This window comes from Winslowiella toletana, assembly GCF_017875465.1.
Lineage (GTDB): Bacteria > Pseudomonadota > Gammaproteobacteria > Enterobacterales > Enterobacteriaceae > Erwinia > Erwinia toletana.
Genome location: NZ_JAGGMQ010000001.1, coordinates 4,670,108 through 4,683,923 on the forward strand (window position 1 = coordinate 4,670,108; position 13,816 = coordinate 4,683,923).

Consider the following 13,816-nt stretch of genomic DNA (forward strand, 5'->3'; position numbering starts at 1 on the left):
CTCTGTATGGCTTTTATTGATCTCGCTCATCTTGTAGAATGCGCCTCACAAAACCACAATATCAGTGTGATAACCAAACCGAACTCACCATGACCCTGCTGGCCCTCGGAATCAATCATAAAACAGCACCTGTTGCGCTGCGCGAAAAAGTTGCTTTTTCGCCGGATACGCTGGAACAGGCGCTTAACAGCCTGCTGGCGCAGCCACTTGTGCAGGGCGGCGTAGTGTTGTCTACCTGTAACCGCACCGAACTGTATCTCAGTGTTGAACAGCAAGAGAATCTGCAGGAGCAGCTGGTGCGCTGGTTGTGTGACTATCATCAGCTCAGCGCCGAAGATGTGCATAAAAGCCTCTACTGGCACCATGATAACGAGGCGGTCAGCCATCTGATGCGCGTCGCCAGCGGACTGGATTCGCTGGTTCTCGGTGAGCCGCAGATCCTTGGCCAGGTGAAAAAAGCCTTTGCTGACTCCCAGCGCGGCCATTCGCTCTCCAGCGAACTGGAACGCATGTTCCAGAAAACCTTCTCCGTCGCCAAACGTGTGCGTACTGAAACCGATATCGGCGCCAGTGCGGTCTCGGTGGCGTTTGCCGCCTGTACACTGGCGCGACAGATCTTTGAATCACTATCGACGGTGAATGTCTTGCTGGTGGGCGCGGGTGAAACCATTGAACTGGTGGCGCGTCATCTGCGCGAGCACAAGGTTAAAAAACTGATTATCGCTAACCGCACCCGTGAGCGCGCCCAGCTGCTGGCGGATGAGGTGGGTGCTGAAGTGATCAATCTGGCGGATATTGATGTGCGTCTGGCGGAAGCCGATATCATTATCAGCTCTACCGCCAGCCCGTTGCCGATTATCGGTAAAGGTATGGTTGAACGTGCGTTAAAAGCGCGGCGTAATCAGCCGATGCTGCTAGTGGATATCGCCGTACCGCGCGATGTGGAGCCGGAAGTGGGCAAGCTGGCGAATGCCTATTTATACAGCGTCGACGATCTGCAGCAGATTATCGAAAAAAATATGGCGCAGCGTAAAGCCGCCGCCGTACAGGCTGAAAGTATTGTTGTGCAAGAGAGCGGCGAGTTTATGGCCTGGCTGCGTGCGCAAAGCGCCGTTGAGACCATCCGTGACTACCGTTCGCAGGCCGATCAGATCCGTGCCGATCTTGAAGCACGGGCGCTGGCGGCGCTGCAACAGGGCGGTGATGCGCAGGAGATTATGCGCGATCTGGCCCATAAACTGACTAACCGATTGATCCACGCCCCTACCAAATCTCTCCAGCAGGCCGCTCGCGATGGCGATGACGAACGACTGCAGATCCTGCGCGACAGCCTCGGGCTGGATTAGCTGCTTCACAACCGATTGTGTGACGCAGCTGTATTACTCGAACTCCATTTACAAGGTAAATAACACCACATGAAGACTTCTATTGTTGCCAAACTGGAAGCCTTGCAGGAGCGCCACGAAGAAGTGGAGGCGATGCTCGGTGACGCTGGCGTGATCGCCGATCAGGACCGCTTTCGTGCGCTTTCCCGTGAATACGCCCAGCTTACTGATGTCAGCCAGTGTTTCCGTCAGTGGCAGCAGGTGCAGGAAGATATCGAAACCGCTGAAATGATGATGGCTGACCCGGAAATGCGCGATATGGCGCAGGAAGAGTTAACCGAAGCGCGTGCGCAGAGCGAGCAGCTGGAGCAGCAGTTGCAGGTATTACTGCTGCCGAAAGATCCCGATGATGAGCGTAACTGCTATCTGGAAGTCCGTGCCGGTACCGGTGGTGACGAAGCGGCGATTTTCGCCGGCGATCTGTTCCGTATGTACAGCCGTTATGCTGAATCGCGCCGCTGGCGGATTGAGGTGATGAGCGCTAACGACGGTGAACATGGCGGCTATAAAGAGATCATCGCCAAAGTGATCGGCGAGGGTGCCTATGGCCGTCTGAAGTTCGAATCCGGCGGTCATCGCGTACAGCGCGTGCCGGAAACCGAATCGCAGGGCCGCATTCATACCTCGGCTTGTACCGTCGCGGTGATGCCAGAACTGCCGGAAGCCGAACTGCCGGATATTAACCCCTCTGAGCTGCGTATTGATACCTTCCGCTCTTCTGGAGCGGGCGGCCAGCACGTTAACACCACCGACTCGGCGATCCGTATTACCCACCTGCCAACCGGCATTGTAGTTGAATGTCAGGATGAGCGTTCACAGCATAAAAACAAAGCCAAAGCGCTGGCGGTGCTGGGTTCACGTATCCGCGCCGCAGAAGTGGCTAAACGTCAGGCCTCAGAGGCGTCAACGCGCCGCAACCTGCTGGGCAGCGGCGACCGCTCTGACCGTAACCGCACCTATAACTTCCCGCAGGGCCGGGTCACTGACCACCGCATCAACCTCACGGTCTACCGTCTGGATGAAGTGATGGAAGGTAAACTGGACGCGCTGATTGAGCCGATTGTCCAGGAGTACCAGGCAGACCAGCTGGCCGCGTTGTCCGGGCAGGATTAATGGATATCCGCAGCTGGCTGAAAGCCGCCACCGCTGCGCTGTGCGGTGGCGACAGCCCAAAACGCGATGCGGAGATTTTACTCGGTTTTGTTACCGGCAAATCCCGCAGCTGGCTGATCGCCTTTGATGAGACCGAACTCACTGCGCCGCAGCTGGCGCAGCTTGAAGCATTGATTGCCCGTCGTGCAAACGGCGAACCGGTGGCGCATCTGACCGGTGAACGTGAGTTCTGGTCACTGCCGCTTAGCGTCTCAGCCGCCACGCTGATCCCGCGTCCCGATACCGAAATCCTTGTCGAGCAGGCGCTGGCGCGTCTGCCATCGTCCCCTGCGCAGATCCTCGATCTGGGCACCGGTACCGGTGCAGTCGCACTGGCGCTGGCCAGTGAGCGTGGCGATTGTCAGGTTGTCGGCGTTGATCGTATTGCTGAAGCCGTCACGCTGGCGCAGCATAATGCCACGAAATTGCAGCTGCCAAACGCCCGTTTTCTGCTCAGCGACTGGTTTTCCGCGCTGGAAAATCAGCGTTTTGATCTGATTGTCAGCAATCCGCCCTATATCGATGCTGACGATCAGCATCTGCAACAGGGTGATGTGCGGTTTGAGCCGTTAAGCGCGCTGGTGGCCGATGAGCAGGGGCTGGCCGATATCCGTCGCATTAGCGCCGCGGCGGCGCAATATCTGCAACCTGCTGGCTGGTTATTGTTTGAGCATGGCTGGCAGCAGGCCGCCGCGGTACGCGATATCTTGCGCGATCACAATTTTTTGCAGGTGGAAACCTGTCAGGATTATGCAGGCAACGATCGGGTCACGGTTGGGCAACTATCAGAATAAGGAATCTCAATGGCCGCTTATTACGCCACAATTAAACATTTTCATCTGCTGACGGTTGCCATCACTATTGTGATGTTTATGCTGCGTTTTTACTGGCAACAGGCCGGTTCCGCAATGCTGCAACGCCGCTGGGTACGGATTGTTCCGCATCTGAACGATACCTTATTGTTTGTTTCCGGTATTCTGTTGGTGAGCATTACTCATTTTTATCCGTTTTCACCGCAAGGTAGCTGGCTGACTGAGAAGCTGTTTGGCGTTATTATCTATATCGTGCTCGGCATTATCGTCCTTGGACGCCGTCCGCGCAGCAATAAAGTGCGCTGGATCGCCTTCCTCGTGGCGCTGGTGGTGATCGGGCTGATCATCAAGCTGGCCACAAGTAAAATGCCACTGTTGGGGATTGTATGACGTCAGTAGCGAAATTTGATATTTCGCAATCGCCGCTTTGTGAAGCGGTGATTGCAGCATCGCGCGAGATCCGCGCCGATTTTCCCACGGAAGATGTAGGAACGCAGCTTCGGGCGCTGGTTGCCGAAGCGCAGCAGTATGTTGCTGCCGAAAGCGAACAGGATGCCAGGTTAGAAAAACTGCTGGAACTGTTCTATAAACAGTGGGGGTTTGGCGGTGCCAGCGGCATCTACAAACTGTCCGATGCTTTATGGCTGGATAATGTGCTGGAAAGCCGTCAGGGCACCGCAGTATCGCTCGGGGTGATCCTGCTGCATATCGCCGGTGAACTGGAACTACCGCTGATGCCGGTGATTTTCCCGACGCAGCTGATTCTTCGCGCCGACTGGCTCGATGGTGAAATGTGGCTGATTAACCCATTTAACGGCGACACACTTGACGAACATACGCTGGAAGTATGGCTGAAGGGCAATATCAGCCCAACGGCGGAGCTGTATGAAGACGATCTGGAAGAGGCCGAATCCACTACGGTGATCCGCAAAATGCTGGATACGCTGAAGTCGGCGCTGATGGAAGAGAAACGCATGGAGATGGCGCTGAATGTCAGCAATGTGCTGCTGCAGATCGATCCGCACGATCCGTATGAGATTCGCGACCGCGGCTTGATTTACGCCCAGTTAGAGTGTGAACATATCGCGCTAACCGATCTGACCTATTTCGTTGAGCAGTGTCCGGAAGATCCGGTCAGCGAAATGATCAAAGTACAAATTCATTCGATAGAGCATAAGCAGGTTACGCTTCATTAATCGGAGCCGATCTGCAGAAAAAAAAGGCGAAGGCATGACTCAGAAAGTAGTTAATATCGGCGACATCAAGGTCGCAAACGACCTGCCATTTGTTCTGTTTGGCGGCATGAATGTTCTTGAGTCGCGCGATCTGGCGATGCGTATCTGCGAACATTACGTTACCGTCACCGATAAACTCGGTATTCCTTACGTATTTAAAGCGTCATTTGATAAAGCTAACCGTTCATCAATTCGCTCTTACCGTGGCCCGGGCCTGGAAGAGGGAATGAAGCTGTTCCAGGAACTGAAGCAGACCTTTGGCGTGAAAATTATCACTGATGTGCATGAAGCCAGCCAGGCGCAGCCGGTTGCTGACGTGGTTGATGTGATTCAGCTGCCCGCGTTCCTTGCGCGTCAGACCGATCTGGTTGAAGCGATGGCGAAGACCGGTGCGGTGATTAACGTTAAGAAACCACAGTTTGTCAGCCCGGGTCAGATGGGTAACATCGTTGAGAAGTTCGCTGAAGGCGGCAACGATAAAGTGATCCTGTGTGACCGTGGCGCTAACTTCGGTTATGACAACCTGGTGGTTGATATGCTGGGCTTCAATGTAATGAAGCAGGTGACCAACGGTAGCCCGGTGATTTTCGATGTGACGCACGCCTTGCAGTGCCGTGACCCGTTTGGCTCAGCTTCCAGCGGCCGTCGTGGTCAGGTTACCGAACTGGCTCGCGCCGGTATGGCGATTGGTCTTGCGGGTCTGTTTATCGAAGCGCATCCGGATCCGGCGAACGCGAAATGTGACGGTCCGTCCGCACTGCCGCTGGATAAACTGGAACCTTTCCTGAAACAGATGAAAGCTATCGATGAACTGGTGAAGAACTTCCCGGAACTCGATACCAGTAATTAATTGTCGTGATAATATACAGAGGCGCCCAAGGGCGCCTTTTTTGATGCCAGGTTTTTATCAAAATGGATAGTCCCGTAAAGGAGCAGTAAGATGAAAAAAATCCTTCCCATGGCGTTGCTGGCCCTGATGGTCAGCGGCTGTAATCAGCACGCAGATTCCGCTCTTGATGCGCAGCAGCTGGCCGACCAGCGTTTTATCTTGCAAAGTGTTGACGGTGTCGCGGCGCGCAGCAACCAGGGTCAGCAGCCGGAAATCGCCTTCAGCCACGATTTACGCCTTAGCGGCATGATGTGCAATCGCTTTTTTGGTCAGGGTGAGTTAAGTCATAATCTGCTGACGGTAAAGCAGCTGGGTTCAACGCGCATGGTATGCAGCGACGAGCAGTTAAGTCGCTGGGACAGGGCGGTGGCCGAAGCCCTGAGCAACGGTGCGCAGGTGACGCTGGAGCAGGGTAATTTAACGCTGAAAGGTGGCGGTCATACGCTGAAGTACAAAACAGCGCAGTAATATCACGTCTTAAATGTGGCCGGGCATCATGCCCGGCCATTTTTTTACAACATAATGGTCATCAGATAGCCGACAAACAACGCCAGATGCGCCGCGCCGTTGAGTACATTGGTACGGCCGGTAGAGAACGAGATATGGCACAGGATCAGCGTCGCCATCAGCATCACCATCTGCGGCGGTTCAAGGCCGAAAATCAGCTGCTGATTGGTCAGGGTGGCAATAATCGACACCGCTGGCACCGTTAACGAAATGGTCGCCAGTACTGAACCAAAAAACAGGTTCATCGCGCGCTGCACCTGATTTGCCAGTACCGCCCGAATCGCGCCTAAACCTTCCGGTGACAGAATCAGTAGCGCCACCAGGAAACCGGTAAACTGTGCCGGCGCATTAAGTTCCGTTAACAGGAACTCCAGCGGATTGGCATTCATTTTAGTTACGCTAATGACCGCCACCAGATGGATCACTAACCACAGCGCATGCCGCAGGCTACTGTGCGCCGAAGGTTTACCGTGATGCGGGTCGTCACCGTCGCCTTCATCTTCATGTTCATAGATAAACAGGCTCTGGTGGGTTTTGGTCTGAATCAGCAGAAAGACGCCATACATCGCGGCAGAAATAGCGGCGATTAACAGCGCCTGACCCGTGGTAAAGTTGCCGCCCGGTAACGCATTGGGAAACACCAGCACCAGAATCGCCAGCGGAAAGATGGCGATCATATACTGCTTAACACCCGCAAGGTTCAGATACTGGGTGGCAAACTTATTACCGCCCAGCAGCAGCGCACAGCCGACCAGACCGGTACTGACAATCATAATAATCGAGTAGAGGGTATCGCGCATCAGCGCCGGCGCGGCATCGCCAGTGGCCATCAGCGCGGAGATCAGGCTCACTTCAAGAATAACCACCGACAGACTGAGGATCAGTGAGCCATAGGGTTCACCTAAACGGTGCGCCAGCACGTCGGCATGACGCACCACGCTAAAGGCGCTGCTAAGAATCGCCACCAGCGCCAGCAGGTTGATAGCAATAACTACAGGAAAAGAAGTGGATGAGCCCCACATTGTTAGCACCGCCAGGGCGGCAATCGTCAGAATCAGTGTGTATTCGGTATGACGCGTCTTTGAGCCTTCATGTGCTCCCATAGGCATTCATCTCCTTTTATATCCAAATTTGGCAGAAACCCGAGTGCAGGCCTCTAAGCATTATCACAGTTTGTTTATTTTACCAGCGCCGCCAGTGTAACAAGTTAGCCGCATAATTATTTAATTTTTACGTTATTTTACCCGTTAGCGCTAAAATTAGCGCAAGGTTGCGATAATGGCAGGATATCGTGAATATATGATGGTATTTAATGATGTTAGACACGGATTCGGCAAACTTAAACCTGCTTTTTACGCGATTAATACCGTAAATAACCAGAGTAAATAGTGACTATTCCCGCGTTTGCGCTAACCATACCACAACTGTGGCTTTGCACTCTGGAGAGAATAAGCCAGGCTTAATGGGAGTTGAATGAAAAGGAGAGAAATCATGCCTTATCAGACGAAATCCGAACTGCCGGAAAGCGTTAAAAATGTGCTGCCCGCCCATGCGCAGGAGATCTATAAAGAGGCGTTTAACAGCGCCTGGCAGCAGTACAAAGACAAACAGGAGCGGCGCGGTGATGAGTCACGCGAAGAGGTGGCGCACAAAGTCGCCTGGGCTGCAGTTAAACATCAGTATCAGAAGGGGGGTGATGATAAGTGGCATAAAAAATAGTTCCGCCCGCCCTGTGAGCAATCACCTCATGTTGAAAAAATTTGCCTTAACCCACTCAAGAATAATGGTCGCCTGCCGATGGCATTTATGACACTTTTTTTCTTTTGTGATCGCCTTCAAACTTGATCGTCGGCTGATAAATGAATAAGGTCATAGGGTAAACACAACGAAAGTTGTTCAAATAACTAAATACTGAGGGAAAAGTGGCTGTCTGTTACAGGGAAGTGGAGCTGTGGCGTGGGAGGTTCATATGTTAACGCGGGATTTCTTATTAAAAGCTGATTGTAAAACTGCTTTTGGCACCATCGAGGAGTCGCTGTTATGGACCTGCGAACAGCGCGCATCGTCGCTGGCGGCAGCGCTTGCCTGTCGCCCGGATCATAGTCCGGTCTGGATCTTCGGCTATGGCTCGCTGATGTGGAATCCGGTATTTGAATCCGATGAGGTCGCCAGCGGTACGTTGCGGGGCTGGCATCGTGCATTCTGCTTGCGCCTGACCGCCGGGCGCGGCACCCATAACCAGCCGGGACGGATGCTGGCGCTGAAAGAGGGCGGCCAGACCAGCGGGCTGGCGTTTCGTCTGCCGGAAGAGAAGCTGCATGAAGAGCTGGAGCTGCTGTGGAAGCGTGAGATGATTACCGGCTGCTATCTGCCGACCTGGTGCGAACTGGCGCTGGAGGATGGACGTAACGTCACTGCGCTGGTGTTTATTATGGATCCGCGTCACCCGCTGTATGAGGCTGATTCCTGCGCCAGCACCATTGCGCCACTGATTGCACGCGCCAGTGGACCGCTGGGCACCAATGCACAGTATCTGTTTTCGCTGGAGCAGGAGCTGGTGAAGCGCGGTATGCATGATAAGTGTCTGACCGATCTGGTGCAGCAGGTACGGGAACTGCAGTCTTCGCATCCGTATGTCTGAATGGGCGCTGCCCTTGCGTCAGTGCACTGCTGTAGGGGCGGCGTTCTCGCCGCCCGTGTTATGACCCCGGATTAATCAGCCAGGTTCCGGCGCGATCGATTTTCAGCGTCTGTGAATGCACGCGATCCTGCTGCTGTACTTCAATTTTATATTCGCCTGCCGCCAGATTAAGCGAAGCATAACCGCTGTTGCTCGGCTTCACATCCATCACTTCACCGTTAAGCTTGATACTTTCACCGCTTTTCAGCTTCAGATAGACGGTGGCCAGCGCTGGCGCACTGGTTGCGCTCTTCGCACCGCCGGCGCTGCTGGCAGGGGCTGCGCCCGCTGAGGCGGCATGTTCAATATCACCGTCGCTGTCGCCACGGTTCAGAAACAGCGTCAGGGCAATCACCGCCAGTAGCGCCACGCCGCTCAGCGCCATCAGCACCGGAGAAAGACGACGGTGCAGCGGCAGGGCGACATTCTCTGCGGCGCCTGCCGCCGGATTAACCGCCAGTATCACCGTATCCGCCGGTTCGATAGCCTCAGCTTCCGCCTGCTGATAAGCGGGGGCGCTGACCGCCGTCATCAGCTCCTGGACTTCGCTGACCGGCAAATCAATCAGTGCCGCCAGCTCATCAATACTTTGCGGGCGATCCGCCGGTTTCATCATCAGCGTACGGTCAATCGCGTGCAGCAACGGCAGGGAAAAACCTTGCGGATGCAGCTGCGTCAGCGGCTGGTAGCTATCTTCAATACAGCGCACCACGCTGGCCGGTGGCGGCGCGCCGGTCACCAGCGTATGTAATACCGCGCCCAGCGCGTAGATATCTGTCCACGGGCCTTGTTCGCTGTCACTCTCTTCGCTGTATTGCTCAATCGGTGCGAAACCCGGTTTCAGCATGATTTCGGTTTCATCCGAGAGGTTGCCGATCTCTTTCCGCGCCGAGCCGAAATCCAGCAGCACCGGCAGCTGGTTTTCCTGAATCTGGATATTATCGAGCGAAATATCGCGATGCAGATAGCCCGCGCGATGGATGGTATTAATCGCGCCGAACAGCGGCGACAACAGCTGGCGGATCCAGTTCTCATCTATCATCTGCGGGCTGGTCAGCTGCCACTCTTTTAGCGTCATGCCGCTATAGTAGAGGGTGCCCATATAGGCGGTGCCATTCTCTTCCCAGAAGCGCAATACATGCAGCAGGCCGGGATGATTAAAACGCGCCAGCAACCGTGCTTCCTGAATAAAACTGTTCAGACCGGCATGGAATATTTTATGGAAACGCTCGCCGCGCAGGCCGAGGCTCAGATCCTCGTTGCGTACTGCCAGGGAGATCGGCATGTACTCTTTGATGGCGATGGTGCGTTCTAATAAATGGTCCCAGGCGCGGTAGACGATACCAAAGCCGCCGCCACCGATAACCTCTTTAATCTCGAATTCATTAAAACGATGCCCGTTGGGTAATGCATTTGGCACATTTTTTTGATTCTCGTTTGCCGACATATTTCACACTCTCTGAGAACTAACGGCCTGACTACAGCAGGCGTTACGCCTGCGATTAATTAAGGGTACGGTATGCGCCAATCGCCGGGTCGGCAAGATCGGCATGCAGTTCGTCGATTAACAACACCGTCAGTTTAACTTTCGGGTCGTATTGCGCTGACCAGCTCTTCTTCAGCGCATCAATCCGCGCTTTCACCGTTGCTACGTCAGCGGCATCGTCTTTGTTCATTTTCACCAGCAGCGTGCCGTTAAACGACCAGACGTGCAGACGCGGATCAAACGGCAGCACCAGCCAGCTGTCAGCGGCCTGTTTATTGCCGACAACCATGCGCTGGTTATTAATCGCCACCACTTCCAGCGCATTTTTGCCCGGACGCATATTCTGTAACGGATAACCCTGGTAGAAATTGACCGGAATCGGCGTGGCGGCGCCTTCACTGGAAAGCGTCAGCTGACTGTAACCTTCCAGCCAGCCTTCGGTGGAGCAGCTCATCGCGCGATCGTCAGGAATAAACAGCGACTGGCCGTTTTCATCCCACCAGGTGCGGAAGTGGCAACCGCCGGGCAGATCGAAATGTTGTAGCGGCTGGCTATCCGCGGGGCGCGACAGGTCGAGCGGGGCGGCGTTGCTGGCATTGGCGGTGGCGGTGGCATCGGCCGTGACAATTGGTCGCCAGCCTTGCAGTTTGGCGGCAGTGCCGCCAGCCAGCACTGAACCTTGTTTATCGGTCATCTGCCACGGCAGTTCATCCAGCTTGCCGCACTGGTTGGCCAGCAGGTTGCCGACGCGTGGCAGGAAGCTGTCTAACACCTGCGACTCTTTACTCTCGCCGGAGACAATCCGCAGATGTAGCGTCTGTTTACACCAGTCCTGCGGTGCGTTGCTCTCAACGTTATCAATATAGACTTCCAGCTCAAGGCTCGGGGAATAGACCACCCGATAGTCCTCTGCGCTGGCGGCAGAAGCCATCAACAATGTCATAACGCCGGGCAACCAGTATTTCATATCGTTCCTTGCTGTTAATCGCGAGGCGGCAGAAAGCGTGCCGAATCAGACTGTGATTGTAACAATGTCGTTTCTTGCGGTGAGCCAACCCATACCGCGACTGCGCTCAGGTTATCGCTTTTGCTGCTGCGATTGATGGCCGTTTGCATCAGGGCCAGCCACTCGTCAGGCGAGTTAACCATGCGCAGCGCCTGCTCCATCTCCTGAGGCGCCAGGTTTAACCAGAAACCATCGGTGCAGACCAAAAAAGCATCGCCATCTTCCAGCTCCAGCACATCACTGTAACTGGCTTCACGCTCGGCTTCCGCACCGAGTGCATTATAAAGTAAATTACTGTTAATTCCGGTATTTTCATAACCGGCATCTTTCATCTGTTGGGCCAGACTATGGTCACGCGTCACCTGATGGATATAACCGCGACGCAGGTGATAAACGCGGCTGTCACCGGCGTGGGCCCACCATGCCAGCAGCCGGTCACGGTCAATAAACAGTGCTGCGAGGGTGGTGCTCATGCGGGCAAGTTTCGGATTTATCTGCTGCACCTCGCGGATGGAACGCGCGCTTTTTTCCACCGCCTGACGGGTTTCCTGCGGCGAATAGCGGCGATCGTCACTCAGTTCACTCAGCAATCTGTCGCAGGCGATCTGCGCGGCTTTATCGCCGCCGGGTAAACCCGCGACACCATCACAGACCAGAAAGCAGGCACGGTGTTCGCCCGGTAAATTGCCGGTGATATCCTGATTACTGTCGCGTCCGCCAATCTGCGAAGTGGAAGCAAAGGTTATTTTCATTCGTCGTCCGCTCTTAGTTGTGAATCCTTGTACTGGTTCACCTCGACATCATAAGCATGCAGAAATGCCTCACCAAACAGGGTATGGAAGTCATCTTCAATCTCGCCGGAAGTTTGCTGGAAATTGCGGACAAAATAGTCCCACATCGCCGCTTTACGCGTTGAGGAGAAACTCATTTTCGGCTGCACGCCATCGCGCCGCGCACTCTCTTCCAGCCGTTGCGGGTTAAAGGATTGCAGCATGGCGGCAATAATCGCGCGGATACCGGCAATCATCCCCAGCTGATGCGCCTGCAGATCGACCAGCGCATCGCGCACCGCCTGTTCAGGTTGCATAAAGCCTGGCATCTGGCTCTGATACATCTGCATCAGCACCGTTTTGCCGGAGGGCAGGATTTTAAACGGGTTGTTGGCCTCGTTGAGGATCATCGTCATCTCGGCTTTGACGCCGCGTTTCAGAATTGAACGCGAAGAGAGCAGCGCCACGGTGCCCTGTGAGAACAGACTCAGCATACGGCCGGTCATCATCATATCCTCTTCGGTCAGCAGGGTGCTGTTCTGGCTGCTGTCGAGTCCCATGCCGGTCAGCAGCGCCTGAATCAACTTCTCATCGCTGCTGGCGCTGGTATAACCGTTGCGCTCGCTGGCGTCGTGCGGCAGCGGATCGATATCCAGCCGCGCACCGCTGTGTCTGACAGGGCGCGCCGCGGCCTGTTCCGGATGAATAATGTCATGATCGCGGCTGATAAGCGGCTCTTCTGCGGTGAGAATGCCCAGCGGGTCGGGGGTCTGCGTTGTATTGTCGTGAAACAGATCGAGCGGATCCAGCGACTCCTGATTAGTTTCAGCCACACGGCCCGGGTCGCTGACATCAATCTGATAAGCGCCAATCCCCAGCGCATCGCCATGTTGCAGTTCAACCTGACGACCACACTCCAGCGGTTTTCCGTTCAGCACTACCGAGGTGACGCTGCCGCGGTTGGTCAGGCGGCATTCGCCGCTGGCGGAGATATGCACCAGCGCCTGCAGGCGCGAAATAGCACGATCTTCATCAGGCAATATCAGGTCGTTGTCAACGCTGCGGCCAATGGTCCCGCCTGGAGGCAGGAAATCAAAAGCCGTCTGCGGCATCGCTGTTTTGCTCTGCACAATGGTAAATCGCATGAGGTATCCTGCATTAAAAAGCCAAAAAGCATGACGCTATTCAAACATCGGCGGATAAAGCCCGTTCCGCCCCGGCAGCGCGCCGGCCGCCGGGTTGAAGAGTAGCGAAAACAGCTGTGCGGTAAGGTTGCCGCTATGCTTGTGTGTCGCATGTGGGTAGCCGTCGATGCGGTTACTCCACCAGTAACTGATATATTGCTGTGGATCGAAACGGTCCGCGACCTCGCGCCAGCTCAGCGTGCAGGGCAGATCCTGATAGCCAATCACATCCATAATCGCTGAGCGCTGTTTTTCCGGCGCCGACAGCGGCGCCAGCGCCAGCAGACTGGTTTCCAGCGCCTCTGGTGACAGACCATTGCGCACCCCGCGCCATAAGGTATCGCCCAGCTCCTGATACCACTGACCGGCAATCGCCAGCTGGGCCGGATGCCAGTCACTGAGCGCAAAGCTGCGCAGCGCCAGCAGCGGCCAGGCGCGGCCAACGCGATCGCGCGACGGCAGCAGGCAGCCCATCTGGATCCGTTGTACGCCGCTGGTGGCCGGCAACACAAAATTCCACACCGGCGCGCGTAAGAAATCATCGCTGGTGGCGCCGGTATGATGGTGCCAGTGGGTCAGCCCCTGCTGGAACCAGTTTGACCAGCTGGCGACGATCGGTTCAGGCAATCGTCGCTGGATAAAGTCACCGGTGATCGGCAGCTTGCCGTACCAGCCGAGACTTAATCTCTCTGCCATAACCTTATCCTTCG

15 protein-coding genes are annotated in these 13,816 nt (G+C 55.1%); 9 read left to right on the forward strand and 6 right to left on the reverse strand.

The window, feature by feature from the left end; all coding sequences use genetic code 11:
* The first annotated feature begins 89 nt into the window (after nucleotides 1–89).
* The 7 genes from hemA (at nucleotide 90) to J2125_RS21960 (ending at nucleotide 5,941) form a co-directional block, all read left to right on the forward strand.
* Nucleotides 90–1,346 (forward strand): glutamyl-tRNA reductase, encoded by a 1,257-nt coding sequence (gene hemA / locus J2125_RS21930; protein ID WP_017802067.1) that lies wholly within the window; start codon nucleotides 90–92, stop codon nucleotides 1,344–1,346.
* A 69-nt stretch (nucleotides 1,347–1,415) separates the two neighbouring features.
* Nucleotides 1,416–2,498, forward strand: a complete 1,083-nt coding sequence (prfA, locus tag J2125_RS21935) for a peptide chain release factor 1 (protein WP_017802068.1) — start codon at nucleotides 1,416–1,418, stop codon at nucleotides 2,496–2,498.
* The gene (prmC, locus tag J2125_RS21940) at nucleotides 2,498–3,331 is read left to right on the forward strand and encodes a peptide chain release factor N(5)-glutamine methyltransferase (protein WP_017802069.1); all 834 of its coding nucleotides are present in this window, start codon (nucleotides 2,498–2,500) and stop codon (nucleotides 3,329–3,331) included. The genes prfA and prmC overlap by 1 nt, the downstream gene beginning before the upstream one ends.
* A gap of 9 nt (nucleotides 3,332–3,340) precedes the next feature.
* Nucleotides 3,341–3,739, forward strand: coding sequence for a SirB2 family protein (locus J2125_RS21945; protein ID WP_017802070.1), 399 nt, complete (start codon nucleotides 3,341–3,343; stop codon nucleotides 3,737–3,739).
* Nucleotides 3,736–4,545, forward strand: a complete 810-nt coding sequence (gene sirB1 / locus J2125_RS21950; RefSeq protein ID WP_017802071.1) for an invasion regulator SirB1 — start codon at nucleotides 3,736–3,738, stop codon at nucleotides 4,543–4,545. Before J2125_RS21945 ends, sirB1 begins: the two co-directional genes overlap by 4 nt.
* Before the next feature lie 34 nt (nucleotides 4,546–4,579).
* Nucleotides 4,580–5,434 (forward strand): 3-deoxy-8-phosphooctulonate synthase, encoded by an 855-nt coding sequence (gene kdsA, locus J2125_RS21955; RefSeq protein WP_017802072.1) that lies wholly within the window; start codon nucleotides 4,580–4,582, stop codon nucleotides 5,432–5,434.
* 90 nt (nucleotides 5,435–5,524) lie between these two features.
* Entirely contained in the window at nucleotides 5,525–5,941 is a 417-nt protein-coding gene (locus J2125_RS21960) for an META domain-containing protein (RefSeq protein ID WP_026111831.1), read from the forward strand.
* Between the two features lie 44 nt (nucleotides 5,942–5,985).
* Here J2125_RS21960 and chaA read toward each other — a convergent pair whose 3' ends face one another.
* Complete coding sequence (chaA, locus tag J2125_RS21965) at nucleotides 5,986–7,083, reverse strand: sodium-potassium/proton antiporter ChaA (RefSeq protein WP_017802075.1); 1,098 nt, start codon at nucleotides 7,081–7,083, stop codon at nucleotides 5,986–5,988.
* Between the two features lie 388 nt (nucleotides 7,084–7,471).
* On the opposite strand from chaA, the gene chaB reads away from it, so the two are divergent.
* Entirely contained in the window at nucleotides 7,472–7,699 is a 228-nt protein-coding gene (gene chaB / locus J2125_RS21970) for a putative cation transport regulator ChaB (protein WP_017802077.1), read from the forward strand.
* Between the two features lie 250 nt (nucleotides 7,700–7,949).
* Nucleotides 7,950–8,621, forward strand: coding sequence for a gamma-glutamylcyclotransferase (locus tag J2125_RS21975; RefSeq protein ID WP_017802078.1), 672 nt, complete (start codon nucleotides 7,950–7,952; stop codon nucleotides 8,619–8,621).
* Between the two features lie 58 nt (nucleotides 8,622–8,679).
* Here the strand turns inward: J2125_RS21975 and J2125_RS21980 are convergent, their stop codons facing one another.
* The 5 genes from J2125_RS21980 to tagF are packed head-to-tail and all read right to left on the reverse strand — an operon-like array spanning nucleotide 8,680 to nucleotide 13,802.
* Nucleotides 8,680–10,107: a serine/threonine protein kinase gene (locus J2125_RS21980; protein WP_017802079.1), complete on the reverse strand. Its 1,428-nt coding sequence runs from the start codon at nucleotides 10,105–10,107 to the stop codon at nucleotides 8,680–8,682.
* 55 nt (nucleotides 10,108–10,162) lie between these two features.
* On the reverse strand, nucleotides 10,163–11,113 hold the full coding sequence (locus J2125_RS21985; protein WP_017802080.1) for a hypothetical protein: 951 nt from the start codon (nucleotides 11,111–11,113) through the stop codon (nucleotides 10,163–10,165).
* Between the two features lie 14 nt (nucleotides 11,114–11,127).
* Entirely contained in the window at nucleotides 11,128–11,904 is a 777-nt protein-coding gene (locus J2125_RS21990; protein WP_017802081.1) for a PP2C family protein-serine/threonine phosphatase, read from the reverse strand.
* Nucleotides 11,901–13,067 (reverse strand): type VI secretion system-associated FHA domain protein TagH, encoded by a 1,167-nt coding sequence (gene tagH / locus J2125_RS21995; protein WP_017802082.1) that lies wholly within the window; start codon nucleotides 13,065–13,067, stop codon nucleotides 11,901–11,903. The genes J2125_RS21990 and tagH overlap by 4 nt, the downstream gene beginning before the upstream one ends.
* A gap of 36 nt (nucleotides 13,068–13,103) precedes the next feature.
* Complete coding sequence (gene tagF / locus J2125_RS22000; RefSeq protein ID WP_017802083.1) at nucleotides 13,104–13,802, reverse strand: type VI secretion system-associated protein TagF; 699 nt, start codon at nucleotides 13,800–13,802, stop codon at nucleotides 13,104–13,106.
* Nucleotides 13,803–13,816: the final 14 nt, after the last annotated feature.